General features: G+C 70.0%; 22 protein-coding genes. 14 read left to right on the top strand and 8 right to left on the bottom strand.

What is annotated here, in order from left to right:
- The first annotated feature begins 60 nt into the window (after window positions 1-60).
- From D452_RS0108185 to D452_RS0108170, 4 genes are all read left to right on the top strand, one after another.
- Window positions 61-1,119 (top strand): EamA family transporter, encoded by a 1,059-nt coding sequence (locus tag D452_RS0108185; protein ID WP_017543669.1) that lies wholly within the window; start codon window positions 61-63, stop codon window positions 1,117-1,119.
- A gap of 271 nt (window positions 1,120-1,390) precedes the next feature.
- Window positions 1,391-3,193, top strand: a complete 1,803-nt coding sequence (locus D452_RS0108180; protein WP_017543668.1) for a hypothetical protein — start codon at window positions 1,391-1,393, stop codon at window positions 3,191-3,193.
- An 87-nt stretch (window positions 3,194-3,280) separates the two neighbouring features.
- On the top strand, window positions 3,281-3,928 hold the full coding sequence (locus D452_RS0108175) for an alpha-ketoglutarate-dependent dioxygenase AlkB family protein (protein ID WP_017543667.1): 648 nt from the start codon (window positions 3,281-3,283) through the stop codon (window positions 3,926-3,928).
- Window positions 3,929-4,042: 114 nt separating this feature from the next.
- Window positions 4,043-5,128 carry a magnesium and cobalt transport protein CorA gene (locus tag D452_RS0108170; RefSeq protein ID WP_017543666.1) on the top strand — a complete coding sequence of 362 codons (1,086 nt, stop codon included), beginning with the start codon at window positions 4,043-4,045 and terminating at the stop codon, window positions 5,126-5,128.
- A gap of 15 nt (window positions 5,129-5,143) precedes the next feature.
- On the opposite strand, the gene D452_RS0108165 is transcribed toward D452_RS0108170, so the two are convergent.
- Window positions 5,144-6,748 carry a hypothetical protein gene (locus D452_RS0108165; RefSeq protein ID WP_017543665.1) on the bottom strand — a complete coding sequence of 535 codons (1,605 nt, stop codon included), beginning with the start codon at window positions 6,746-6,748 and terminating at the stop codon, window positions 5,144-5,146.
- 139 nt (window positions 6,749-6,887) lie between these two features.
- Between D452_RS0108165 and D452_RS0108160 the strand changes: the two genes are divergently transcribed.
- Window positions 6,888-8,270, top strand: a complete 1,383-nt coding sequence (locus D452_RS0108160; RefSeq protein ID WP_017543664.1) for a GH1 family beta-glucosidase — start codon at window positions 6,888-6,890, stop codon at window positions 8,268-8,270.
- A 202-nt stretch (window positions 8,271-8,472) separates the two neighbouring features.
- Window positions 8,473-9,039: a TetR/AcrR family transcriptional regulator gene (locus D452_RS0108155; protein WP_017543663.1), complete on the top strand. Its 567-nt coding sequence runs from the start codon at window positions 8,473-8,475 to the stop codon at window positions 9,037-9,039.
- 68 nt (window positions 9,040-9,107) lie between these two features.
- Here D452_RS0108155 and D452_RS27925 read toward each other — a convergent pair whose 3' ends face one another.
- The gene (locus D452_RS27925; protein ID WP_040693363.1) at window positions 9,108-9,335 is read right to left on the bottom strand and encodes a hypothetical protein; all 228 of its coding nucleotides are present in this window, start codon (window positions 9,333-9,335) and stop codon (window positions 9,108-9,110) included.
- A 591-nt stretch (window positions 9,336-9,926) separates the two neighbouring features.
- Between D452_RS27925 and D452_RS0108145 the strand changes: the two genes are divergently transcribed.
- Both D452_RS0108145 and D452_RS0108140 read left to right on the top strand, forming a co-directional pair.
- The gene (locus tag D452_RS0108145) at window positions 9,927-10,385 is read left to right on the top strand and encodes a hypothetical protein (RefSeq protein WP_040693376.1); all 459 of its coding nucleotides are present in this window, start codon (window positions 9,927-9,929) and stop codon (window positions 10,383-10,385) included.
- 565 nt (window positions 10,386-10,950) lie between these two features.
- Complete coding sequence (locus D452_RS0108140; RefSeq protein ID WP_026129084.1) at window positions 10,951-11,562, top strand: flavodoxin family protein; 612 nt, start codon at window positions 10,951-10,953, stop codon at window positions 11,560-11,562.
- Between the two features lie 314 nt (window positions 11,563-11,876).
- Here the strand turns inward: D452_RS0108140 and D452_RS0108135 are convergent, their stop codons facing one another.
- Window positions 11,877-12,785 (bottom strand): sigma-70 family RNA polymerase sigma factor, encoded by a 909-nt coding sequence (locus D452_RS0108135; protein ID WP_017543659.1) that lies wholly within the window; start codon window positions 12,783-12,785, stop codon window positions 11,877-11,879.
- Between the two features lie 553 nt (window positions 12,786-13,338).
- Here D452_RS0108135 and D452_RS31830 point away from each other — a divergent pair.
- Window positions 13,339-13,923, top strand: coding sequence for a molybdopterin dinucleotide binding domain-containing protein (locus D452_RS31830; RefSeq protein WP_338042020.1), 585 nt, complete (start codon window positions 13,339-13,341; stop codon window positions 13,921-13,923).
- Window positions 13,924-14,162: 239 nt separating this feature from the next.
- Here the strand turns inward: D452_RS31830 and D452_RS0108125 are convergent, their stop codons facing one another.
- A complete protein-coding gene (locus D452_RS0108125) occupies window positions 14,163-14,378 on the bottom strand; it encodes a hypothetical protein (RefSeq protein WP_026129083.1) in 216 nt (71 codons plus the stop codon).
- A gap of 508 nt (window positions 14,379-14,886) precedes the next feature.
- Between D452_RS0108125 and D452_RS0108120 the strand changes: the two genes are divergently transcribed.
- From D452_RS0108120 to D452_RS27920, 5 genes are all read left to right on the top strand, one after another.
- Window positions 14,887-15,282, top strand: coding sequence for a Fur family transcriptional regulator (locus tag D452_RS0108120; protein WP_026129082.1), 396 nt, complete (start codon window positions 14,887-14,889; stop codon window positions 15,280-15,282).
- A 228-nt stretch (window positions 15,283-15,510) separates the two neighbouring features.
- Window positions 15,511-17,022: an ABC transporter substrate-binding protein gene (locus D452_RS0108115; RefSeq protein ID WP_026129081.1), complete on the top strand. Its 1,512-nt coding sequence runs from the start codon at window positions 15,511-15,513 to the stop codon at window positions 17,020-17,022.
- The gene (locus D452_RS0108110) at window positions 17,022-18,020 is read left to right on the top strand and encodes an ABC transporter permease (RefSeq protein ID WP_017543654.1); all 999 of its coding nucleotides are present in this window, start codon (window positions 17,022-17,024) and stop codon (window positions 18,018-18,020) included. The genes D452_RS0108115 and D452_RS0108110 overlap by 1 nt, the downstream gene beginning before the upstream one ends.
- On the top strand, window positions 18,017-18,868 hold the full coding sequence (locus D452_RS0108105) for an ABC transporter permease (RefSeq protein ID WP_051061269.1): 852 nt from the start codon (window positions 18,017-18,019) through the stop codon (window positions 18,866-18,868). Before D452_RS0108110 ends, D452_RS0108105 begins: the two co-directional genes overlap by 4 nt.
- Window positions 18,861-20,258, top strand: a complete 1,398-nt coding sequence (locus D452_RS27920; RefSeq protein WP_040693360.1) for an ABC transporter ATP-binding protein — start codon at window positions 18,861-18,863, stop codon at window positions 20,256-20,258. The genes D452_RS0108105 and D452_RS27920 overlap by 8 nt, the downstream gene beginning before the upstream one ends.
- A gap of 378 nt (window positions 20,259-20,636) precedes the next feature.
- Here D452_RS27920 and D452_RS0108085 read toward each other — a convergent pair whose 3' ends face one another.
- From D452_RS0108085 to D452_RS0108070, 4 genes are all read right to left on the bottom strand, one after another.
- Window positions 20,637-21,494, bottom strand: coding sequence for an SAM-dependent methyltransferase (locus tag D452_RS0108085; protein ID WP_017543649.1), 858 nt, complete (start codon window positions 21,492-21,494; stop codon window positions 20,637-20,639).
- 64 nt (window positions 21,495-21,558) lie between these two features.
- On the bottom strand, window positions 21,559-22,875 hold the full coding sequence (locus tag D452_RS0108080; protein WP_017543648.1) for a salicylate synthase: 1,317 nt from the start codon (window positions 22,873-22,875) through the stop codon (window positions 21,559-21,561).
- Window positions 22,876-23,148: 273 nt separating this feature from the next.
- On the bottom strand, window positions 23,149-23,346 hold the full coding sequence (locus D452_RS0108075) for a ferredoxin (RefSeq protein WP_017543647.1): 198 nt from the start codon (window positions 23,344-23,346) through the stop codon (window positions 23,149-23,151).
- Window positions 23,347-23,504: 158 nt separating this feature from the next.
- Entirely contained in the window at window positions 23,505-25,175 is a 1,671-nt protein-coding gene (locus tag D452_RS0108070) for a (2,3-dihydroxybenzoyl)adenylate synthase (RefSeq protein ID WP_017543646.1), read from the bottom strand.
- Window positions 25,176-25,329 lie beyond the last annotated feature (154 nt).

Genomic DNA, 25,329 nt, shown 5'->3' with positions numbered 1-25,329 from the left:
ACATGGTTCGTCAACCATCAGTCCGTGGACAGAAACGAACGAAATGAGTCCAATGGTCGGGTGATCCCCTCCTTCCTCTCCTCGCCCCGCCGTGCCCGGATCCGGGTCCCGGCGCCGTTGATGCTGCTCGTCGCCATGTTCACGCTGCACACGGGCAGCGCCCTGGCCGTGACCGCCTTCGCCCACGCGAGTCCGGCGACGGTCACCTGGCTCCGGCTGACGTGGGCCGCGCTCCTTCTCCTGGTGCTCGGCGGTCCCTCCCTGTGGCGGGCCGTGCGCGCGGCGACACCGCGCGAGCTGGGTGCCGTGGTGATCCTGGGCACAGCGAGCGCGGGGATGATGCTGTTCTACTCCGAGGCGACGGCGCGGATCGAGCTCGGCACCGCAACCTCCATCGAGTTCCTCGGCACCCTCGTGGTCGCCGTCGCGGCCATGCGCCGCCGCCGCGAGCTCGTGTGGATCGTCGCGGCCGTGGTCGGCGTGGTCTGCCTGACGCGCCCCTGGCAGAGCGAACTCGACCTTGCGGGCATCGGCTTCGCGCTGGCCGGTGCGGTCTGCGTGGTCGGCTACATCGTGCTCACGCAACGAGTCGGTGCCGGGTTCGGCGCCGTGCACGGCCTCGCCCTGGCGATGACCGTGGGCGCGCTGGTCACCGCACCCCTGGGCGCCCCGGCCGCCATCGCCGAACCGAACCTCGAACTCATCGTGTTCACGCTGCTCATCGCTCTGCTCTTCCCGATGGTGCCGTTCCTGCTGGAGATGATCGCCCTCCAGAGGATGAGCCGGACCGGATACAGCACCTTCTCCAGCCTCGAACCCGCCGTGGCCCTGGTGATGGGCATGATCGTCATCGGCCAGGCACCCGTCACCGTGCAGCTGGTGGGCATGGCCCTGGTGGTGGTCGCGGGGATCGGCGCCGCCCGGGGGGACCGCAGTCCCCGGCCCGCCGTCCCCCGGAGCGAGCCCGTGCGGACGCGCCGCCACGGCACCGCTCCGGCGAACGCCCCGGGCGGCGGGCACACCGGTGCGCCCCTCCCGGAGATCGTGGACCGAGTACGGTTCCCCTCGGCGCCCGCCGACGAGGGCCCGCACGACCGCGAGCCCGAGCGGGCCGCCTGAACCCGGTCCCTCGCCGCGTGCCCCCAAGAGGGTGGACGCGGCGCGGCGGGGGACCGTCACCGTGCCGCCACCCAAGGGTGAGCGGGTCAGCGCCCCCGGCCCCGCGCCAGTGGTGGGACCACCGGAACGAGGAGCGTCGCCTGGGAACGGTGACGGCGTCGGACCCGATGCGGACCAGCCCGGACCGATCGGCGGCATGACACGTCCCACCCCGCCGCAGCGCGTCCCAGGGCGCGCACGTTCCTTTCCATGCACTAACTTGGTCCGAATCATGGCGGCCAAATCTGACCTCGAACTCCTGCGCGCCCACGAACCGGTGCTCATGTGCACCAAGGGGGAGTTGTTCTTCCCCACCGAAGTGGACGCCTACGTACGCAGCTGCAGCCTCTGGATCGAGGAGCCCGGCGGACGCGAAAGCGTCATCGTCCCCGCCGGTGAGCTGACCCTCGACCGGCTCTCCCAGGCCGAGGAGGAGTGGCCGGGCCGCCACAAGCACCTCCGCTTCGTCCAGGAGGAGTCGCTGCGCGAGGAGGCCCGGCGCTTCAAGGGCATCGCCCGCTCAGTGATCCCCAAGAGCGGCCGTCTGGCCGCAGTGGGCGTGCTCGGCCGCGTCCTCGACATCCTGATGAAGCTCTCCCTGCTCATCCGGGGCGCGGTTCCCGGCGGCGTCACCTTCGCCGCGGTCACCCGCTACCGCGAGCGCGTGGACAACGGCGGTGCCACCTACTACGGACGCGTCACCCGCGAGGGCGGCTACATCGTCCTCCAGTACTGGTTCTTCTACGCCATGAACGACTGGCGCACCATCTACGGCGGGGTCAACGACCACGAGGCCGACTGGGAGCGCGTCACCGTCTACGTGGTGGAGAACCCCGACGGCACCACCCGGCCGGTGTGGGTCGGCGCGTCCTCGCACGAGTACCACGGCGACGACCTGCGCCGTTCCTGGGCCGACCCCGACCTGCACCGCGACGGCGTCCACCCCGTCATCTACGTCGGAGCGGGCTCGCACTCGCACCAGATGCTCCCCGGCGACTACCTCATCCAGGTGGACCCCGCCTTCCTGCGCGGCCTCGTGCGCGGCTGGCGCCGGTTCACGCAGCGGCTGTTCCGCGCCGACGCCGCCATCAACCGGCACGGCATCGGGGTCCCCTTCGTCGACTACGCGCGCGGCGACGGCGAACGGCTCGGCCCCGGCGGCGACCGCGAGTGGAACGCCGTCCTGATCGACGAGGACACCCCCTGGGTGCGCGGCTTCCGCGGCCTGTGGGGACGTGACACCCGGGACTTCTTCGAGGGCGAGCGCGCCCCCAGCGGTCCCCGGTACGAGCGTGACGGCACCATCCGCCGGTCCTGGGCCGATCCGCTGGCATGGGTCGGGCTCCAGAAGGTCGCGCCCACCGAGACCGCCGCACGCTCCGAACTGCGCGCCCACGTGCGCGGCCTGGAGTCGCGTCTGCGCCGACTGGACGGCGACGTCGTCAGCCGCCGCGACAGCCTCCGCCAGCTCGACTCGGCCCGCATGGCCCTGGACCGGGAGGCCGCCTCCCGGCCGCGCGCCCGCGAGTACGGTCAGCGGATCGAGGGACTGGAGAAGGAGCTGGCGGAGATCTACGAGAAGCGGGCCCTGCTCGCCGACGAACGCGACACCCTCCTGCGTTCCCTGGACAGCCAGACCCCGCTGGTGCCGTCCCCGACCGGGCACCTCAAGGCGCCCCACATGCCCTACGCCTCCGGCGAGCAGCGTGCCAACCGCTTCCTTCACCTGTGGGTCGCCCTGAGCACACCGCTGCTGCTCATCTCGCTGGCGCTGACGCTGTTCCTCCTCCACGGACAGATGACCCTCTGGGCCATGCTCGGAGTGGTCCTGGCCTTCGCCGCGATCGACTCCGTCGCGCGCCGCAATTTCGTCCAGTACCTGACCGGGATCGCGATCGCCGCGGTGGTCATCGGGTTGATCGTGGGCGTGGTCGCCGCCTTCATCGCGGACTGGCGCATCGCCATCACCGTCCCGATCGTCCTGATCGTGGTCGTGCTGCTGGTGGTCAACATCCGCGACCTCATGCGCCGCTGACCCCGCCCGACCGGGCTCCGGGCGGCGCGGCCTCCGCCCGGAGCGCCTTCCCGGGCGGACGCATCGAGGGCCGTGCATGATGGACCCATGGACGATGCGCTGTTCGGACGACCGCCCGTCTCCGTCGCCCCGGGCGCGGTGCACCTGCCCGGTTGGCTCACCCCGGACACCCAGGCCGCCCTGGTCCGCAGGTGCCGTGAGTGGGCCCGGGGCCCGGCCGGAACACGCCGCCACCCCATGCCGCGCGGTGGGGTCATGAGCGTCTCCATGACCTCACTCGGCTGGCACTGGGTCCCCTACTCCTATTCTCGGACCCTGCCCGACGGCACCCCCGTCCAGCCCTTCCCCGACCTCCTCGGTGAGCTCGCCGTCCGCGCCGTCGAGGCCGCCTACGAGGCCCCGTACGAGGGTGACCCCCACGACGTGGCCCTGGTCAACTTCTACGACGCCGACGCCCGCATGGGCATGCACCAGGACCGCGACGAACGCTCCCCGGCCCCGGTGGTCTCCCTCAGCCTCGGTGACACCTGCGTCTTCCGGTTCGGCAACACCGAGACCCGCACCCGCCCCTACACCGACGTCGAACTCCGCAGCGGGGACCTGTTCGTCTTCGGCGGGCCCTCCCGCATGGCCTACCACGGGGTCCCCCGCACCCGGCCGGGTACCGCCGACCCCGCCCTCGGGCTGGACGGCAGGCTCAACATCACCATCCGGGCCTCCGGCCTGCCCGGCTGACCCCGGACACCACCGGTTCCCGGCCTCCCCCGGTCGCCCCGGCGTGTCGGGGCGCGCCCGCGCCGACCCCGCGTCAGGATCGGGCAGGTCAGGTCAGGCAGGGAAGGGCACACCATGACCGAATCCGCGCCCGAACGCACCATGGCGCTGGGCCGGGCGGAGGCCGCGCTCCCCGCCGACGCGCCCCCGGGGGAGTGCCGGATCGTCCTGTACCGCTCCGGTGAGCGACAGCGCGAGGCGGCCACCCTCGCCGAGGCGCACGCGGCGGTGCGCGCCGACCCCTCACTCGGGGCCTGGGTGAGCCTCACCGAGCCCAACCGGGACCAGCTCCGAGAGGCCGCCCGCGAGTTCCACCTGCCCCGCCTGGCGGTGGAGGACGCGATCGTCGCCCACCAGCGGCCCAAGGCCGAGACCTACGGTGACGTGTTCTTCCTGGTGCTGCGCCCGGCCACCTACGACGAGGACAAGGAGACGATCCGTGTCGGCGAGGTGCACGTCTTCGGCACCCGGGACGTCGTCATCACCGTCCGCCACGACCCCTCGGTGGACTTCGAGCGGATCCGCGCGCGCCTGGAGGCCAAACCCCACATGATGGGCCACGGCGCCCTCGGAGTGATCTACGCGGTCCTGGATCGGGTCGTGGACGACTACGCGCCGGTCGTCGCGGCCCTCCAGGAGGACATCGACGAGGTGGAGAGCGCCGTCTTCGCGGGGGCTCGGGACGCCTCCCAGCGGACCTACAGGCTGGCCCGACAGATCATCCTGCTGCAACGGGCGGTCGACCCGCTCGGCCGCGTCCTGGAGGAGATCATGGAACCCCTGGACAGCCCGGAGCGGTTCGGTCCCAACATGCCCCGGCCGGGCGAACACCACAGGGGAGAGCTGAGGGAACACCTGCGCGACGTGGCCGATCACGTGGCGGCCGCCAGGGATCACGTCGAGGGGTTCCGCCAGTTGTTGAGCAACATCATGACCGTGGAGAGCAACCTGGTCGACCAGGCCCAGAACGAGGCGATGAAGAAGGTCTCGTCCTGGGGCGGAATCCTGGTCGTCCCCACGTTGATCGCGTCGATCTTCGGCATGAACATCGCCCCCCAGCCCGGCTTTCACTGGGTGTTCAACTGGCCGCTCGTCCTGGTCTTCATGTTCCTCTCGTCGCTGCTGCTCTATCTGCTCTTCCGACGCAACGACTGGCTCTGACCGGGGTGTGCGGGCTCAGGAGGCGAGCAGGGAACGGATCGCCTCCAGGTCGTGCCGGGCCGCGACCGCGTGCTCCTCGGTCTCCGACCGTGTCCGGCGCCACTCCCTGACCGCCGTGTCCACCTGCTGGTCCAGCTGGCGGCTCTGGTGCCGGACCACGCCCTCGACGTCTGCCTTCTCCCGTTCGGACAGGAAGAGGGCGTATCCGGCGGAGGCCGCCCCTGCCAGGGTCAGGACCCACAGAAGGCCGTTGGCGGTGAGCACCGAGAGCAACAGCAGGACCCCGGTGACGGCGGAGGCGCCCCAGAAGGACCGGCGGGGGCCACCCTCGGGGACGGCCCGCCGACGCAGCCGCTCACGTGTGTCCTCGACCTGCTGGCGGTTCGCTCCGGAAGGCGTCAGCTGGATCGCCGCCCCGTGCACCCTCAGGATCGCCGTCTCCGGGCACGGTTCGTTGGCCCGGTTCGCGAGTGCCTCGGCGGCGTCCAGGACGGCGGAACGCACGAGGACCAGCGAGAACGTGCGGCGCTGCGGGGGTGCGTCCTCCCCGGTCAGGTCCTGCTGGAGGAGCGAGGCCACCGTTCCCACGTCGTCGCTCCACGCCGGAAGGGTTTCGTCCTGGCCACTGTTCTCGATCACCGCGCGCAGACGGTTGGCGTCGGCCAACAGGGGAGCCTCCTCCGGGCTGCCCTCCTCCACGAGCAGACGCAGGGAGTCCTGGAGGAAGTCGGAGCTGGCCCGGTCCGGACCGAGTGTCTCGGAGGTGGCGCCCTCCCCGCGCACGTCGGTGATGCCGCTGATGCGTTCGCGCAGGTGGGCGAGGTCGGAGGCGGCCTGGCGCCACGGAGCGGCCGTGGTGGAGAGTGGGAGGGCACCCGAGTCGCGCGGTCCGCGGGGGCGCCCGCCCCGGCCGTTGGCGGGAGTGCCGGAGCCGAACCATCCGTCGACCAGCGGTCTGCGGACCCCGTCCCCGGGCCAGCCGCGCAGGGTGGACAGCAGCAGGTGCTCGCGGGCGTCGTCCCCGAAGGAGCCGTCGGCGGTGAGGATCCACAGCGCGCGCTCGCACCGGGTCACCTCGGAGTCGGGATCGGGAAGGCGGGGCAGCAGGTCCGCGGACACGTTCTCGCCCAGGGTGCGGGCGTGCTCGGCTCGGGTGAGCGCGCCCGTCAGAGCCGCGAACCCGCGAGCGCGCAGCGGGTCGACGCGGGCCGCCTCGTCGAAGTGCAGGCGGGCTCGGGGGAGGTCGTCGCCCAACAGGGAGTGCAGGCCCCGGGCGGCCGGGACCAGCCAGTACCCGGGGACGTCCTCGAGTTCCAGGCTGGGAAGCGCGGTTCCGTTCAGCATCTGGAGGGTGCGGTGGCGGGCGATGGCGGCGTTGTCGAACATCGCCAGTGTGGCGCGCACGTCACTGAGCTCGATGAAGGCGTCCAGGGTCGCGGACACCCGGTCCAACCGCTGCTCCAGCGTGCCCCGGACACGGCTCAGCTCGGACCGCACACGGCTGCGGTCGCGGGCCATCTGCGAGTACGCGACGTCCAGGTTCTCCTGGAGTTCGCGGATCCTCCGGTCCTGGGACATGTCCCTGGAGAGGAAGATCTGTGAGTAGTCGGTGTGGCTCAACCCGTTCCCTTTCCCTGTGTGCCCGGCGATCGCGGGGCGCGCTCACGACTGTGACGGATCCGGATCGCCTCTGGTTCGGGGGTTGCCCGGAACCGGTTCACCGGGCAGGCTTGGGAGCGCTCCCAAAGGAAAGGCCCCCATGAGCGCACCGCAACTTCCCCCGAACCTGCTGTTCGGTACCGCCACCGCCGCCTACCAGGTCGAGGGCGCCGCCACCGAGGGCGGCCGCGGCCCGTCCATCTGGGACACCTACTGCCGTACCCCCGGGCGAGTGGCCCGTGGGGAGTCCGGTGACGTCGCCTGCGACCACTACCACCGCTACGCCGAGGACGTCGACCTGATCGCCGGACTCGGCGTGGACCTGTACCGGTTCTCGGTCTCCTGGCCCCGCGTCCAGCCCGACGGCCGCGGAGCCCCCAACCCCGAGGGTCTGGCCTTCTACGACCGGCTCGTCGACACCCTCCTCGACGCGGGAGTCGAGCCCGCCCTCACCCTCTACCACTGGGACCTCCCCCAGGCCCTGGAGGACGAGGGCGGATGGCGGGTCCGCGACACCGCGCACCGGTTCGCCGAGTACGCGAGGATCGTCGCCGACCACCTCGGCGACCGGGTCGACCGCTGGATCACCCTCAACGAACCCTTCTGCAGCGCCTTCGTCGGGCACGCGGTCGGTCGCCACGCCCCCGGAACCCGGGAGGGCGCGGGCGCCCTCGCTGCCGCCCACCACCTGCTCCTCGCCCACGGCCAGGCCGTCGGGGAGCTGCGCGGCGCCGGGGCCGGGGAGGTCGGTATCACGCTCAACCCCGACCACCTGGTGCCCGCCACGGACTCCGAGGCCGACCGCGCCGCCGTCGAACGTGTCCGCACCCTGCACAACCGGACCTGGTTCGACCCGCTCTTCACCGGTGCCTACCCCGACAACGAGCGCGAGGTCTGGGGGGCGCTGGCCGACGCGCCCCACCGAAGGGAGGGGGACCTGGAGACCATCGGCCGCCCCCTCGACTTCCTCGGTGTCAACTTCTACCGGCCCCTGATGTTCCGCGACGCCCCGCACGCCGAACCGGACCCTGCGCTGCGCACCGCCGTGGACGTCGGCGCCGAGCAGGTGGAGTACACCGGTTCGTGGCGGCACACCACCATGGGATGGCCGGTGGTCCCGGAGACCTTCGAGGAACTGCTGGTGGACCTGAACCGCCGCTACCCGGGGCTCCCACCCATCCTCATCACCGAGAACGGGTCGGCCGAGCCGGACGCGCCCGACGACGACGGCCGGGTCCACGACACGGACCGCGTCGCGTACCTGCGCGAACACCTGGCCGCGCTGGGGCGAGCCATTGAGGCGGGAGTGGACGTCCGGGGCTACTTCGTGTGGTCGCTGCTGGACAACTTCGAGTGGGCCTACGGGTACGAGCGCAGGTTCGGACTCGTGCGCGTGGACTACCAGAGCCTGGAGCGCCACCCCAAGGACAGCTACCACTGGTACCGGGAGTACCTGGCCGCGCACCGCGCCCGCCGGGGCTAGGGGACGGCGGGAGCACGGACCTCCTTCCCACAGGGTTCCCTGGCGGACCAACGGCGTGTTGGCATACGTTCCGATCTGGGGCAAGCTCGAGGGCGCAGACGACGCACGAGGGCCGTGGGGGCTCATGACGGACGGATCGGGTATGACGGCGCCGCGGGATGCGAGTTCGGGGACCAGCGGAAGCCTCCGCGCCGCACAGCGCATGCTCCAGTTGCAGAACAGCCTGGTGGAACTGCTGCGGACCAAGCCCTTCAGTCAGGTCACCTACAAGGAGATCACCGAGGGCGTCGACATCGACCGTTCCACCGTCTACCGGTACTACAACCACAAGAACCAGGTGCTCCAGGCCGCCGTGGACGTGCGGCTGACCGCCTTCGCCTCCCAGGTGGACCTCACCTTCGGTCGGATGGAGTCCATCGACGGGTACATGGGCCGCCTGGTCGACGCCTGGATGGCGCTGTGGCTGGAGTCGGGCGCGCTGCTGGCGGCCGCCTCCGGCCTGGGCGCGGAGCCGGGGGAGCAGCGCAGGTGGTGGCGCGAGCGGACCGAACCGTGGATCGAGGCGGTCCGTGAGGCGATCGAGGTGGCCCGTTTCGTCGAGGAACTGCCCGAGGACGGGCGTCCGGCGCTGCCGCTGGCCGAGATGACGGTGGGGATGTGCCTGTCCACCTTCAACAACGAGCTCACCGTCGCGCACACCGCCGAGCACCGTGAGATGCTCCGGGAGCTGCTGGTCGACGCGGTTCTGCGCACGATGGGCCGCGGCTAGCCTCCTCCGGGGACCACCACGGACGGTCACCCCCGGCAGGAGGCGGGACCGCGCCGCGCGACCGGGAGTCAGGCCGGCTGTCGGGCCAGCTTGCCGAAGGAGCCGACGACCGCGCCGAACGCGAACATGGACGCCTCGTCCTCGTCCATGTGCACGATCCCGGCGGGGATGCGTACACGGTAGGGCTTCTCCTCGGCGGGCAGGACATCCAGCCCGTCGATGATCCCCTGACCCTCCAGCAACAGGAGGGCCTCCCCGACGCGCCCCGTGCGGTCTCCCCGCGCCCAAATCGACATACGTTCACCCTAACTACAGCGCGTGGCCGAAAGCGGAGCCGGTCCGTGTTCCGGGCGGCCGCGCCGTGGCATCGCGGGAGGTTCGCGGCAAAGCGAATCCGACCTGGAACGCCCGGTTCACGGCGCCTCGGCTACCCCGCCCGGATTGGGGGAGTCTGTTCCCAGTGATATCACCGGCGGTGCAGTTGCACGTGCATGCGCACGTGAGTCTGGCCGGAAACGGCCATGGGCCCGGGAAGTGACTCTCGACCCGTTGGCCAGAGCCGAATCGGGGTAGGCGGCGCTCGACCTCAGGGCGACAGGACGGTCATCGGTTCCCCCTCCGTGTCCAGTGCGGTCAGGCCGACCTCCGTCGCGAGCGACTGCCCTGATGAGCCCCTGCTGAAACAGGGAGCGTGAGGGGGTCGGTCCGCGTGAGCGACGTCGACGGGGCGGTCACTTCTCCACAGAGCGTTCCCCATGTGTACGAGTCGCTCGAACTGGTCAGGAACGCACCAACAGCGATGCTCGGAGGTGGCCATGTCGGACGCAACTCGTCTCCCTCCTCGCCGACCCTGGTTGAGAGGGGCCGCTCGTGGTGCCGTGGCGGCGATGGCGATGAGCGGTATGCGCCAGGCGGCGGTGGGGCTGGGGGTGATCGAGAGGACGCCCCCCGAGGCCATGTTGCTCGAGGGTGTTCCAACGGTTCTTCGCGCGGTCCCTGAGCACCGGCGGACGGCGTTCATCGAGTTCGCACATTGGGGGTACGGTGCGCTGGCAGGCGCGGCCTTCGGCTTGGTGCCTTCGCGTCTCCGCGCTTCCAGGATGACCGGGCCTCTCTACGGTCTGCTGTCCTGGGGGCTGTTCGAGCTCGCTCTGGCCCCCGCCCTCGACCTGGCACACGCCCACCGTGCACGACCGCAGGAACGGCTCGCCCTGCTGGTCGACCACGTGTTCTTCGGTCTCATCGTGGGTGCGCCGCCCGAGGCCGACATCGTTGAGCCCGCAGTGGGGGACCCTGGCGAGGGCGACCAGAGCCCTGACGACAGCGCGACCGCTGCGGAGCGGTGACGGGCAACGCAAGGAGCGGGCACTCCGACACTGAGTCCGAGCCTGGGTTCGGAAACCTCAGGTGTTCGGTTCGAGCCCGCTCACATCGGCCAGCGCTGGGTCGGAGTCGGGTTCACGGGCCAGAGCGCCCATGGTCGCGACACTCACGACCCGGGTGCATCCGGGGTTTCGTGGGGGGGCGTCCCGGATACTCGCCTCAGTACAGGCTGACGACGCCGCGAGTTGAGGGAGGCCCACGGTATGTCCGCACCAGGACGCGGCCGGGATTGTTCCACTGTTCCGGTCGCGCGACTGCGCGAGTACATTCGAGCTTTCGACGCGGAGCAGGTTCGCCAGCTGATTGCCTGTGAGGAGCACCGGGGAGGTCGGTCGGAGGCCCTGGAAATCCTGCACGATCGCCTCTGTCGGTTGGAACGCGGCGCCGACCCCTCCGGGCACGGTGTGGAGTCTTGAACAGCCGGGCGTAGGCGTGCGGTGCACGCTCGATGTCCGTTCCCACGAGAACGACCCTCCATTGCAGTGGACTTCCGGGAGGTCAGGGCAGGAGGTGCGTAGGGTCTTGGACATGCCTTCAGATCTTCGGGCCCTGGCCCTGACGTGCAGTCTCAAACCGAGCCCGGACCCTTCCAGCAGTGAGTCGCTCGCCCGGCAGGTGCTCGACGAGCTCACCGGACACGGGGTGCGGGGAGAGTCGCTGCGGGTCGTCGATCATCGGGTCAGCCCGGGTGTGGCGGTCGACATGGGCCAGGGTGACGAGTGGCCCGTGCTTCGGGAGAAGCTGCTGGCAGCCGACATCCTGGTGTTGGCCACTCCCACATGGGTGGGTCACATGTCGAGCGTTGCCCAGCGGGTCCTGGAGCGGATCAACGCCGAGCTGTCAGAGACCGACGACGAGGGGCGGCCGTCGATGTACGGCAAGGTCGCCGTGATCGCGGTCGTGGGGAACGAGGACGGGGCGCACAAGATCGTCGCGGACTGCGTCCAGGCGTTGAACGACTGCGGGTTCACCATCCCCGCCACGGGGTCCACCTACTGGAACTCCGAGGCGATGAACCCGAAGGACTACATCGATCTCGACAGGACCCCGGAACCCGTGGCGACCACCACGGCCACGGTGGCTCGTAACGCGGTACACCTCGCACGTCTGCTCCGAGAGCGCCAGTATCCGCGCCCGTGAACGGCGGTCACATTGCCTACGACCGGGACGGACGCGCGAACAGCGCCGACTCTCTCCTCGGCGGGGCCGGGGTGGACACGTCTCCGTGCGGGAAGCGGTCGAGTCGCGGTGCGTGCCGGCGAGTGTGGGCTGCCAGCGGAGTGAATCAGCTCGGGTGGGGCCTTCACGACGAGCTCGCAGTGCGAACCCGACGTGGTCGAAGTGTCCTTGAGCCAGAACCAACGCTCATGTCACCGGGTACCACTCCTCTCGCCGGAGGGTTGTCGAGGTGATCGTGGGACAGGAACGCGAGGCCATCGGCGCCTCACTGGCGGCTACCGCCTCATTCCGGGCTCGACCGTAGGTCGGGCTCGGGGCACATCGTGCTGCTGACCCGTTGCCGCGGCCGGCTTCGTCGGTGCCTCCTGGGCACGCAGTTCGGCGCGCAGCCATTCCAGAGCATGCGACAGGAGCCGAGAGACGTGCATCTGGGAGCAGCCCACCTCGCGGGCGATCCGTGCCTGCTTCCACTCGTCGAAGTAGCGGCGCTTGATGATGTGCCTCTCCCTCGGCGTCAGCTGCACCAGGGCCGATCGTGCGGCCTGCCGATCCACGACCAGGTCCAGGCCCTTGTCCTCCACACCCGTGAACCGCTCCCAGGCGAAACCGGACTCCTCGCCATGCGGGTCCGGCTCGCTGAGTGAAAAGGTGTTGTAGGCCTCCGAGACCAGGAGGACCTCCTCCACGTCCGCCACCGTCACCCCCATCTCTCGAGCGATCTCTGTGTTGGACGGGTGACGGCCCAGGCGTTGCTCGAGGTCCTGCCGGGTTTGGCGCATGAGTGGGCGGCGGGCCTGGGCTGTGCGCGGTGTGTGAACCGCCCACGTGTGGTCACGGAAGTGGCGCTTGATCTCTCCGGTTACCGTCGGCAGTAGATAGGCGATGAAAGGCCTACCTTTGCTCGAGTCGAATCCTTGAATGGCCTTGGCCAGGCCCAGACAAGCGGTTTGTCGCAGGTCCTCGAGAGTCTCGCCCCGTCCGCCGTAGCGGCGAGCGAGGCGGTTCAACAGCGGCTGGTAGTGGTTGAGGATGCGTTCCTTGAGCCACACGGCAGCCGCGCTGCCCTCGTGTTCCTCCCGCAGAGCCAGGAGGAGTTCCTCGACTGAGGCGTCCTCGGCCGGACACGCGTTGGTGCGGCCGTCGGGGCCGGGCGTGGGCACGGATGTCTCGGTGCTGGAGCTCATACGGGGTCCTCGCAACGATGGCATGGAGCCGAACGAGAAACGGACAGGTGACGGCTCTGTTCATGCCCGAGGCGCCGCGACGCGAAAACCTGGATGCCGGGACTTGACGAGTCTTTGCGGCCGGGTTGGATCGCGCACTCACCCGCGGCGCTCGCCGTGGCGAGAAGCCGCACCGGGCGAGTCGACCTCCATCTCGCTCAGGGAGTGGCCCCCACGAGGTGGACCACTGGGTGCCATCGGCGTCGATTCTGCATTCCAACGGTGACGCGTTGGACATCGCGGTCAAGGACGGCCGGATCGTCGGAGTGCGTGGGCGCCTTCTTGGAGGAGTACCACACCCTCGCCGCGATCGCCCACGGCGCGATCGGCACCTATCACCTGGACGGAACACCAGGTCGTGCACAGCCACAGCGGCGAGCGCCCTGAAGGAGTCCTTCGGTTGCGACGGACGGCCGGGCTCCTACGAGGACATCGATCACGCGGACGTCATCGCGCTGAGCGCGCCGCCGCGATCTGCGACCTCCCCGCCCACGAGATCCGCGAGGCGGCCACCATGCTGCTGGGCGATGCCAAGCGCCTGGTGTCGACCGTGCTCCAGGGCTTCTACCAGTCGAACCAGGCCACTGCGGCTTCAATGGCCCTGCAACCATCAGAACCCCGATGGCACTCCGCGACTCTCCTCGGACGGTCGGTTCTCAGCGCGCCGGACGAGTGTGAGAGCCACGGCAAGAACCTCGTCACGGGGGCTGCGCTGGAAGAGGATGAGTACCGCGCGGCCAACCCCAGCGGGTTGGCGATGCTCAAGGCTGTGGACTTCGTGCCACCACACGAGACCCCGAGCGAGGAATACCCGTTCGCACTGATCACGGGCCGCACGCTGTACCACTTCCACACGCGGACCAAGACCGGGCGTTCCCCCGCACTCCAGCGATCCGCCCCTGAGGTGTGGGTGGAGATCTCCCCGTCCGACGCACGAGCGGGGGCAGGGAGGGAGACATGGTGGAAGTGCGTTCGCGGCTTGGGGGTGTCCGTGGCCGGGCGAGGGTCAGCGGAATCCGGCCGGGCGTTCTGCCAAGGGGCTGGAAGCCACCAGGGGAGACCCGGACACTGTGGAGGAGTTCGACGAGGAGGGGCATGACAAGGATGAGAGTGGCCCTGCGAGAACGGCTACCGATCGGTGCAGGCCTCGTTCCCTCCGCCAGACGCGCTGGGCGCGGGGGATGCTCAAGACGCTCTCGCCGCAGATCCTGGCGAGCTGAGCCGCGGCGTCTGCTCGTGCCGTTCGCCTCCGCGCTCGTGGTGAAGTCCAGCCCCTGACTGGGCGCCAAGGGCCGTTCTCCATCGGTGCCGATTCCTAGCTGACGTCCTGGGAAAGGGTCACTTTCCCTCCTCGAGACGCAGGGCGACGCCCAGCGCGAAGAAGGTGGGCGCCCACTGGCCGACGAAAATTCCCCACCGGTCGGCGCGATCGGTACCGGCGTCCTCCTTCTTCTTGGACACGACCCAGCTCAGGAACGACAGGCCGATGCTGGCGGCGCCTGCGCAGTACGCCATCTCCGAGGTGACGCCGAGCTCGGACAGTTTCGCGATCATGATGCCTCCCAACACTTGCGTGCAGTCCCTTGTACCACTGCCCGACCTGCCCGGGTCCTACAAGTAAACCCGTGCAAACTCGTGCGCCGCTGTTGTGTCCGGGCCCTGGGCTGCCCTGCAGTGGGGCACTTCTGGTCGCTCATCTCCGGGGACGCGGATGATCCTTCGATCGGTGGCCATGCGGGTACAGCCGCTTGCCCTCATCAAGGACCTCGTCTGCTCGTCCGGGTTGTTGTGGCGGTCTGTCGACCGACACGTGTGTGGATGGACGGGCTCGCGGTCGGCAGCCTCGAACTCGACACCCACGACAAGAGCCCCGATGGCGGCGAGTCGGGCAAGGCGGGCGTTTGGTGGCGGTGTGGGCCGTTTTGTCGTGCTACGGTTTTGATAATCATTTCCATTGGTCGTGCCTCAGACCCCTCCAGGAGGTCCCTCGTGTACGCAGGGCTGTGCCGATGCCGAGGCGCCCTCTTGTCTGTGTCGATCCTTCGTCTGGCGGTCGGCTGACATGCCCAACGTGCCCAAGTACATGGACTTCGTCCTCAGGATCATGGGGCGGGAAGCTCGCTTTCAGGGTTGCCGCGAGATCCATCAGAAGCTGGAGAAGGCACAGGCGGCCGTCTCGGACCGGCCGAGCCTCTCCACCGTCTACCGCACCCTGCATCGGATGGCCCGGGACGGTCTGCTGGACACCATTCAGTCGCCGGAGGGTGAGCGCCTCTATCGCCGCTGCCAAACCTCTGTGCATCACCACCACCTCTTCTGTCGGGTCTGTGGTGGTGTGGAGGAGATCACCGAGATCGCCGCACTCGCCGCAGCCGTAGAGCACATCCGAAACGCGAGCGGCTTCGAGAAGGTCGACCACACTTTCGAACTGAGCGGTATCTGTCCGCGGTGCCTCTGACTCCCGCGCGATCGAAGTCGAGCTCGGGCACCCCACGAACCTGCTCCACCAGGACGCCGGGCTCAACACACGGGGCCCCACGCCCGCGCGCTGGCCCAGCTGGCGCTACGAACCCACTCGCCTGGTGTACCGCGTGCGCGGCGAACACCCACGAACCTCCTGACGACGTCAGGAGATCTCCTCCGGAGCCGTGGCGACCACGGCTTCTCCCCTGAGAAAGGCCGAACGATGAGACGACGATCCCTGGCCGCGGGCGCCCTCGTGGCGCTCCTGGCAGTAACCGCCTGTGGAGGTGGGGAGAGCGAGACAGCCTCGGCTTCCGACACCACCCTCCGCTACGCGGCGGTGGGAGCGCCGGCGGCCACCACCAACGACCCCCACGGGCGTGTCGGAAACGAGTCCGACTACATGCGGTTCGCCATGCTCTACGACGTGCTCACCGTCACCGACGAGGACGGACGGGTCCAGCCGCGACTCGCACGGACCTGGGAAGCCAGCGGTGGCGAGCTGGACCGTTGGACCATCACTCTCCGCGATGACGCCATCTTCTCCGACGGTGAGCCGGTCACCGCGGACGATGTCCTGTTCTCCCTGAATCGCATCCAGGGCAAGGGCGCCGAGAACAACGGTCGCCTGTCGGTCTTCGACCTGGAATCCTCCTCGGTGGTGGACGAACACACCTTGGAACTGGCCACCCACCAGCCCTATGCCGAGGTCGGTAACGCTCTCGCCTCCCTGACCTTCGTGGTCCCCGACGGTAGCGACGACATCACCGAACCCGTGGTCGGCTCCGGACCGTTCCAGCTCCAGGAACACGACGACACCACCGCGGTCCTGACGCGCAACGACGACTGGTGGGGCGGGGCCGCCGACTACCGGACCCTGCAGATCAGCGCCATGCCCGACCCGGCCACACGGGCCGAGGCCGTGGCCGCGGGCCAAGCGGACGTCGGGGGCAGCGTGTCGCCCACCAGTGCGCAGCAGTACGAGGAGAGCGACGCGGTGCAGGTGGTCACCCGGCCCGCCGGAGTGAACTACCCATTGGTCATGGACCTGGACACCGAGCCCTTTGACGACCCGAACGTGCGGGAGGCCATCAAGCTGGCACTGGACCGCGAGCAGCTCGTCGAGACGGTCTTCCTCGGATACGGCGAAGCCGGCGCGGACATCCTCAATCCCCAGGAGCCCTTCGCGTCTGACCGCGCACCAGTCGAACGGGACCTGGACCGTGCCCGCGAACTGCTGGAGGACGCTGGCCACGCGGACGACGTCGAGCTCACCCTGCATGCCACCAACTCCTACCCGGGCATGGAGGAGACCGCTGCCCTGGCCGCCGAACAACTCGCGGAGGCGGGCATCAAGGTCGAGATCGAGGTGGGCGCCCCCGACACGTACTGGTCCGAGGTGTGGAACGTCGAACCCTTCTACCTCAACAGCCTGGGCGGCAACGGCTTCGTCGACTACGCCCGGATGGCCCTGCTCTCTGACGGCCCCGTCAACGAGACGGCGTGGGACGTCCCTGAGTGGGACGCCGATTTCGCCGACGCGCTGGCCACCGCCGACGAGGGCGACCGTCACGCCGTGCTCGCGGACCTCCAGGAACGCGTCGCCGACGATGGCGGCTATGTGGTGTGGGGCACCGGAGACGGAATCGACCTTGCGGGCTCCGGCGTGAGCGGACTGCCGACCGGCCCCGGCTTCCACCGCCTGTTCATCGAACAGGTCCGGGTCGCCCACTGATGTCCCGTCCCCGGACCGTCCCCGCGGTCGTCCACCTCCGCGCCCCGGGGACGGCCGCGGGGGCCTCCTTCCTGTTCGCCCTGGCTCGGACCGTGTTTCTGCTGGCACTGGTGTCGGTGGTGGTGTTCACCTCCACAGAACTCCTGCCCGGCGACGCAGCGGACCTGCGTGCGACACCCGGCGCCGACCAGGACCAGGTACGAGCACTACGGGACGAACTGGGCCTGAACGCCGCACCCTGGCGGCGCTACCTCGACTGGGCTGCCGCCCTGCTCACCGGTGACCTGGGCACGTCCCTGGTCAACGGCCGCCCCGTCGCCGACGCCCTCGCGCAACGTCTACCCGCCACCCTCACAGTGGTCGGGGGAGCCTTGGCGGTGGCTGCGCCCACCTCTGTGGCCCTGGCCTGGTGGGCAGGGGGAAGCGGACGAGCCAAGCGGGTGTCCACCGCTCTTCTGACCGGGGGCGCGGCCCTGCCCACCGCCGTCACCGCGGCGATCCTCGTCACAGTGTTCTCGGGCGCTCTGGGACTGGTGCCCCCGGTCTCCCTGCTCCCACCCGGGGCTGAGCCCTGGCAGCACCCGGAACTGCTCTTTCTCCCCGTGATGGCACTGGCACTTCCCACCGCGTTCTACGGAGCGAGCCTGCTCGCGGGAGCAGTGTCCGACACCATGTGCCTGCCACACGTGGCCGACGCCCGTCGGCGTGGTGTGCCGCCCTGGCGCATCGCCGCCACCGATGTCCTCCCCTTCCTCCTGGCTCCCTTCACCAGGGTCACGGCGGTGACCGGAGGCGGGCTGATCGCCGCCGCAGCGCTGGTGGAGACCCTCTTCGGCTATCCCGGCATCGGCTCCCTGCTGGTTTCCTCGATCGCCTCACGAGACCTGCCGGTCGTCCAGGCCACCGCTGTCCTCGCTGCTGCGGTCGTCCTCATTGGGCTGCTGGCCGGTGACCTGGTCGCCGCTCTGACCGAACCGCGTCGGAGGTGGTTGGCGTGAACCGTCGAGCCGCTGTACGCCTCGCCTCGTTGAGTGTCCCTCTCCTGGCAGCCGGAGTCCTCGCCGTCGCCCTGTTCGGCCAAGGGTGGGCACCGAACAGCCCCACGGCCCCCCTGGGGGCGCCCTGGCAGGGGCCTTCCCCCGGCCTTCCCCTGGGAACCGACGCTCTGGGCCGTGACGTGTGGTCCCGTGTGCTGGCGGGCGGGGGAGGACTGCTCGGTGTCTCCATGACCGCTGCCGTGTGCGCCTGTGTCATCGGAACAGTTGGAGGCCTGGTCGCAGGGTGGTTCGGCGGGCTGACCTCGCGGTCCCTCACCGCCGCGGCCGACCTGCTGCTCGCTCTCCCCTCCCTGCTGTTCGCCCTCGTCGTAGCGGTCGCCCTGCCCTGGTACACAGCAGTGATCATCGCGACGGTGTGCGGGGGAGCGCCGCTCACCCTGCGGGTCGTCCGAGATGCCGTCCGAGCCGCGCGCACGTCCGGTTACGTCGAAGCCGCGCTCCTGCGTGGGGAGGCCACCGCGTCCATTCTGGGCAGGGAGGTGCTCCCGGCCATGCGGGGGCTGGTCACCGCCGACCTGGGACTGCGCCTGGTGGTCGCCCTGCAGGTGGCCTCGGCACTGAGCGTCCTGGGGCTGGGCGCCGCCCCGCCCGCCCCCGACTGGGCCCTCATGCTCAGGGAGAACATGACCGGTGTGGCGATCAACCCCTGGGCCGTCGCCGCACCAGCTGTGGCTCTGGGCATCACCACCGTGCTGCTCGCGCTCCTGGCCCAGATCTGTCTCACTGCCGATCGCACGAGCCGGGTCCGAGACCACGACCCCGCACTGAAGGAGCCCGCGGATGGCTGAAGGACTGTGTGCCGAGGCGCTGCTGGTCGAGGACGAACACGGCTCCCATGTGGTGGGGCCTGTGGACCTGCGGGTGCCGGACGGTGGGGTGCTCGCGGTCATGGGAGCCTCGGGAAGCGGCAAAACCAGCGCCGTTCTGGCCGCCCTGGACGCACTCCCGCCCAGTCTGGTGCGCAGGACCGGCCAGGTGCGCTGGCAGGGAGAAACGGTGCCCGCAGGGCGGGCGGCGCGCCGATGGCGCCGCGGCAGCGCCGGCGTCCTCGGCCAGGACCCAGCCTCGGACCTGCACCCCCTGCGCCCAGTGTGCGCCCTGGTGGCCGAGGCGCTGCCGGTCGGATCCCGGCGCGCGAAAGCCGAGGCAGTCCATGCGGTCCTCACCTCACTGGGCCTGGATGCCGACACGCTGTGGCGGAGGCGCCCACACGAACTCTCCGGGGGGCAGGCCCAGCGCGTAGCACTGGCCAGGGCAGTGGTCGCCGATCCCGAGGTGCTGGTCCTGGATGAACCCACGAGCGGCCTGGACCCCGCCACCGTGGAACTCGTGCTCGGCGTTCTCGAACAGAGGCGCGGCCGTCGTGGAAGGGTCACCGTCGTGATCACCCATGATCGAGGCTTCGCTGAACGGGTGGCCGACCATCGTCTCGACATCGGTGTGACCGATCCGGTTCGCGGAGCCGGTGTCACGACCGCGGACCCCCGTCACCCACGGGGCGCCACCCTGCTGAGCCTACGGGGAGTCCGGCTCCTGGCCCCTGGCGGCCGGGAACTGGTCCGCGAGGTGAATCTGTCTGTCGGCGAGGGGGAGGCGGTCGCGGTACTGGGCCCTTCTGGTTGTGGGAAGTCCACCCTGCTCAGGAGTGTGGCCGGGCTCCATCCTCCAGCAGTGGGCACACTCTCGCTCGGCGGACGGATCCTGCCCGCCAGGCACACGGACCGGGCCAGGGAGTCGTTGCGAGCCATCCAGCTGGTAGCCCAGGACCCGGCCGCGACCCTGAACCCGTCCCAGCGAGTCGCAACCACACTCGCGCGCCCGGCTATGGTGCTTCGGGGGCTCACCCGTGGCCAGGCTGCTGCGGAGGTTCCGGGGCTCCTGCGGCGGGTGGGGTTGCCTGCGGACATCCAACGCGCGCTGCCGTCCCGGCTCTCCGGTGGCCAGCGCCAACGCGTGGCCGTCGCACGTGCCCTGGCTGCGGGACCTCGGGTGCTGCTGGCGGACGAGGTGTCCTCGGCCCTGGACGCCGATAGTGCTTGCACCATCCTGGAGCTGCTGGACACTCTCCGTACTGAGGAGGGCCTGGCTGTCATCGCGGTCACCCACGACAGACACGTCGCCGACCGTATGGACCGGGTGCTCACGCTGGACCCGGAGCGCCGCATCTTGGCCGCGTAGCCCTGAGGCCTCGCGGCCAGCGGTATTCGTCTTCGTCAGCTGAGGGGAGTGGACTGGCCAGCCCCGAGCCGCAACGTTCCGCCTGCCGGTCACACGCTCTTGTTCACACGAGGGCGTGCACTGACGCTCTCCGGGCCCCGACGGATCCCACCGTCAGGGCCCTCGGGGCTCGTTGACCGCGGCGCCCATCGCCTGGCCGCGGCCAGGGTGTGTTCGACCGACAGCAGCCGTTGGCGGTCACGCGACGAGCGTGGCCTCCTCTCACCTGGCACCACGGCGCGGATGACGCGCCGCGCCGAGATGTGCCTGGACTGCCGCGGTCGGGAAAGCCCCGCGAAACCGCCTGGCCCCAGGACAGGGACCATGCGGCCGTGACACTCAGTCCGAGGACCGCCGACCCAGGGCAAGCAGGGTCGGATGGACCATGTAATAGCCGGCGGAATCGACGATGTAGTCCGGGTGCCCGGGCGTCATGAGCCGCTCGGCCTCGGCCACCTCATCACGGGTCAGACCCGCGTCGGTGCCACGCTTGACCACCGACTCGCGCAGTTCCGGCCACACGGCGTTCTCCAGATAGGGGCGCACGCTCGGGTCCGCGTCGACCGGCGAACCCACTCGAGCGAAGACGCTCACCCTTACGTCAAGCAGTCCTGCGGCCGTCAGCCACGCGGCGTGGCGCTCATAGTGGGCGGGGCCACCGGAGGGGATCCCCCAGTTGAGTTCGGAAGCGGTACGCGCCGCCCGCTCCAGCCGGGAATGACCAGGCAGGAACATGGCCTGGTAGTAGTTGCTGGTGAAGAGCCCCAGTACGCCGCCGGGGCTCAGGGCGTGCGCCGCGCGCGCGACCAAGGCGCCGGGGTCGTCGAAGTTCCCGGGCCAGACCACGTCCGATGCCCAGATCGCATCGAAGCCCTCACCTGAGTCAGCGGCTTCGTCGAGTACCTCGACCAGGTCGGCGGCGCGCACCTCGACCCTGTCGGACACCCCTTCGGCTTGGGCGTGCTCCCTGGCCAGAGCCAGTACGTCGGGATTGCGGTCCACTGCCAGGACCCGTGCCCGGGGGTCGGCTGCCCGGGCCAGCGCCACCAGCCCGCCCCCGGCACCGGTTCCGGCGTCGAGCAGGCGTGTTCGTCCGGGCAGGTCCATCGCCCCGACAGCCTGTTCGACGGCTGGGGCGACGAAGGCCCGGTTGGCGAGCAGGTAGGGGACCAACCCGTTCTCTTGGACGTCTGTCATGGCATGACCACCTCGGCGAAGTCGGGAAGGGGAGTGCTGTGCTGGTGCGTCGGCATGGTCACGGTCACGAAGCGGACACCACGTGCGGCAGCACGCTGGACAGCTTCTCGCGGGTTTCCTCGAATTCCCGTTCGGGACGCGAGCCCGCCACGATCCCGGCCCCCGCGCGAAGCCAGGCCTGCCCCTGTTCCTCGTAGACGGCGCGTAGGACCAGCGCAGCTTCGAGTTCGCCGTGGGAGGTGGCAGTGACCACGGCCCCGGAATACAGGCCGCGACCCTCCTCCAGACGGACGATTGCCTCAAGGGCTCTCGGCTTGGGGATCCCCGATGCGGTGATCGCTGGGAAGAGCGCCTCGAAGGCGCGCCAGGGGGTGGTGTCCTCGGCCAGGCGCCCCCGCACGGTGGACGCCAGGTGCTGGACACTGCCGCGGAGGGAGACGCTCATGAAATCCGAAACAGCGACCGAATCGGGAAGGCACACTGACCGCATCTCCGTGACGGCCTCGCGCACCGATATGGCGTGCTCGTGGATCTCCTTGGGGTCGGACTGCAGCTCGGCGCGGGCCGCAGCATCGGCCTCCGCGCCCCTACCGGCCGCCCGAGTGCCCGCGAGCGGATTGGTCAGCACCTCGCCATCCCCGTCGACAGTGACGACCAGTTCGGGGCTGAAGCCCGCGCTGCGGAGCCCATCGACATCCAGCAGGAACGACCGGGCGGGGGTGTTGGCCCGGCGTCCGGCCACGTAGGTGGCGGGGATGTCGACGGCGAAGGGCACGTTCACCTTGCGCGACAGGATCACCTTGTCGTAGAGGCCGCGGTCGATCTCGGTGAGGGCCTCGCTCACGAGCCCGACGTAGGCCTGGGAGTTGTTCTGCGAGTCGATCGTGACGCGGGTCCGCTCCGTTTCGGAGACCCGTTCGCTCAGCACGGAGCGCACCTTCTGGCGCATCTGGGCTGAGCCCCCGCTGATGTGGGCCCCGCCCACGGTCATGCGGACTTCGCTCCGGGGCACGATGAGGCGGGCGAGCCGCGCGTGTTCCCTGCGGAGCGCGGGGGCCGCCGCGCGGGAGTGGAGCGCGAAGTCGAACCCCACCCAGCCGTAGGCCCGCCAGGACTCTTCGGGCAGAGCGGCCAGGGTCTCGGCCAGTGTGTCGGCCGGGCTGCCCGTGTAGGGGCGGGAGTCGACGATCCCCTCGGCGCCGCGGACCGTGACCCGGTCGCTGTCGAGGTCGACTCCCCAGCGCACTCCGCCGCCGAAGAGCCAGACCCCGTCGCGCTCGTAGAGGACGTATTCGGAGAAGGGGCCGGAGGCCGCGAGCCGCGCGGCGGCCGCGACGGGGTCGAGCGGGCCTTCGACCTGTTCGGTTTCGCTACGGCTCACGGCCGGCTCCTTGTCCCGGACGGCTCGAGGGCCGTAACTGGTGTGCCCGTGGTCAACATTCGTCTCCGGTCTGTTTTCGAGGCCAGTGGATGGTCGCTTCTTCGGGGCCCGGTCGCCTGTCTGCGGGCCCGGCGCGGGCCACACGTGCCGAGCCGGTGCCGGTTCGACGACCGCGGCCGCTGTCACTCGCACGCGAGGTCGAGTCGGCCGAGGCCGGTCATCGTCCCTTCGCGTGCTGGCTGGGGGTGAGGGTGGATGGGGCGGGCCCCGGGGTCAGTCCGAGGTGAACTCGATCGCGCCGGACGGGCAGCGATCGACCGCATCGCGCACGCGTGCGGCGTCGCGGGAGTCGGGCCGGTCGGTGAGTAGACGTACCAGCCCGTCCTCCTCGCCCTGATCGAACACGCGGTCGGCGGCGATGACGCACTGGCCAGCGCCGATACAGACCTCGCTGTGGACGGTGATGCGCACGCGAGAACGTCCCCTTCACTGTGGAGCGGCCCGGGCAGGGCCGCTGAGCACCCGAGGGCGCTGTCCGATTGATCGTAAATGATAATCATTTTCATTAGAAGCGTGTGCGTGTGTGGCTGGGGTCGCAACGCCTTACGTGTCGCTTCGGTCGCACAAGGTCACCGCGTGGCTCCCTGGTCGCGTGCGCGCAGAGCGTTCTTGTCGACCTTGCCCACGGCGGTCAGGGGAAGTTCTTCGACGACTTCGATCCGGTCGGGAGCCTTGTAGCCCGCCAACCCCCTGCCGCGCAGGAACGCGCCGAGCTCGCGGGCGGTGGGCGGGGAGCCCTTGCAGACCAGGAAGGCGACCGAGCGCTCGCCCAGATCCGGATCGGGTGCGGCTACCAAGGCCGCCGCCGACACGTCCGGGTGAGTGAGCATCTGGCTCTCGACCTCGGTGGCGTCGATCTTCTCTCCACCACGGTTGATCTGGTCCTTCACCCGGCCCACGACATCGATGTGACCGGTCGGATGGAGGCGGACGAGATCACCGGTGCGGTAGAAGCCGTCGGACGTGAAGTGCGTGGTGGCGAGTTCCGGGGCGCGGTAGTAGCCGCGCAGGGTGTAGGGCCCCCGGGTCAGCAGCTCACCCACGGCTCCCGTGGGCACCACGGCGTCCGACTCGTCGACCACCCGCACCTCGTCGCCGGACGAGATGGGCCGTCCCTGCGTGGTGCACACCAGATCATCGGGGTCGTCGAGGCGGGTGACGTTGATCAGTCCCTCGGCCATGCCGAACACCTGCTGCAGACGACAGTCCAGCTCCGGGCGGACACGGCGTGCGAGCTCGTTGGCCAGTCGGGCTCCCCCCACCTGCAGGACCGAGAGGCTGTCGAGTTCGGCTGAACCCGGGTCCCGGTCGGCGTGGGCCTCCAACCACACGGGCACCATCGGGGGACTCAGCGCCGTGACCGTCACCTTCTCGCGGGCGATCAGGGGAAACGCTGTCTCAGGGGCCGGGTTGGGTGCCATCACCACGGTCCCGCCGACGGTCAGCGTGCCCAGGATTCCCGGACAGGACATCGTGAAGTTGAAGGCGGCTGGCAGTACCGCGAGGTAGACGCTGTCCGGCGTCAGGCCCGCGGCGGCAGCGGCGGCGCGGGCGTTGTAGGCGTAGTCCCGGTGTGTGCGCGGGATGAGTTTGGGCGTGCCCGTCGTCCCGCCGGAGAGCAGGAGCAGTCCGATGTCGCCGGCAGCGGGGCGCTCCCCACCGGGGGAGAGGTCGGCAGAGGCGTCGGTGCGCAGTTCCTCGAAGCCGATGGCGCCCTCGAGTTCGCCGGTGTCGCCGACGACCACCACATGGCGCAGCTCCCCGTGCCTCTCACGCATGGATGCGGCCAGCGTCCGGTAGTCGAACCGGGAGTGGCGGTCGGCCACGACGTAGCCGACGGCGCCGGTGACCCGGAGAAGGTGGGAGATCTCGTGCTCGCGGTGTCCGGGCATGGCATGGACCGGGACCGCGCCGAGGTACTGCAGGCCGAACCAGACCAGCAGGAACTCCGCCCGGTTGGGCAGCTGCACCACCACCCGGTCCCCCCGGCGCAGCCCTCGGCGGTGCAGCCCCGCTGCCACCGCTCGGGCCTCGTCGGCCAGTTCCGCGTAGGACCACCGGGCTCGGCCGTCCACGAGCGCGATGGCCTCAGGGCGCTGCTCCGCCTGATGCTCCAGTAGGTCGGCCAGGGTTTCCGGGCGCCAGAATCCGGCTGCCTCATAGCGCTGGCGCTCCTCCTGCGGCCACCCGGGCCAGTCCGGCTCTCTGGCCGCTTCGGGATGGTTTGCACGGTTGATCATCTCTGCTCCTTTTGCGTCTTATGCCACACAAGGGGGGATCGCGCTCAACGCCCCGCTTAGGGTAAAAAGATAACGGTTTTCGTTTTCACTCATGTCACCGACCCCCGTGCCCCAGCGGTCCCGGTCGGCCCCCAGCCCCTCGCGAGCCAAGGAG

It is taken from the genome of Nocardiopsis prasina DSM 43845, assembly GCF_000341265.1.
GTDB lineage: Bacteria > Actinomycetota > Actinomycetes > Streptosporangiales > Streptosporangiaceae > Nocardiopsis > Nocardiopsis prasina.
The sequence above is the reverse complement of the archived record's forward strand: the minus strand, read 5'-3'. Positions and strand labels throughout refer to the sequence as shown.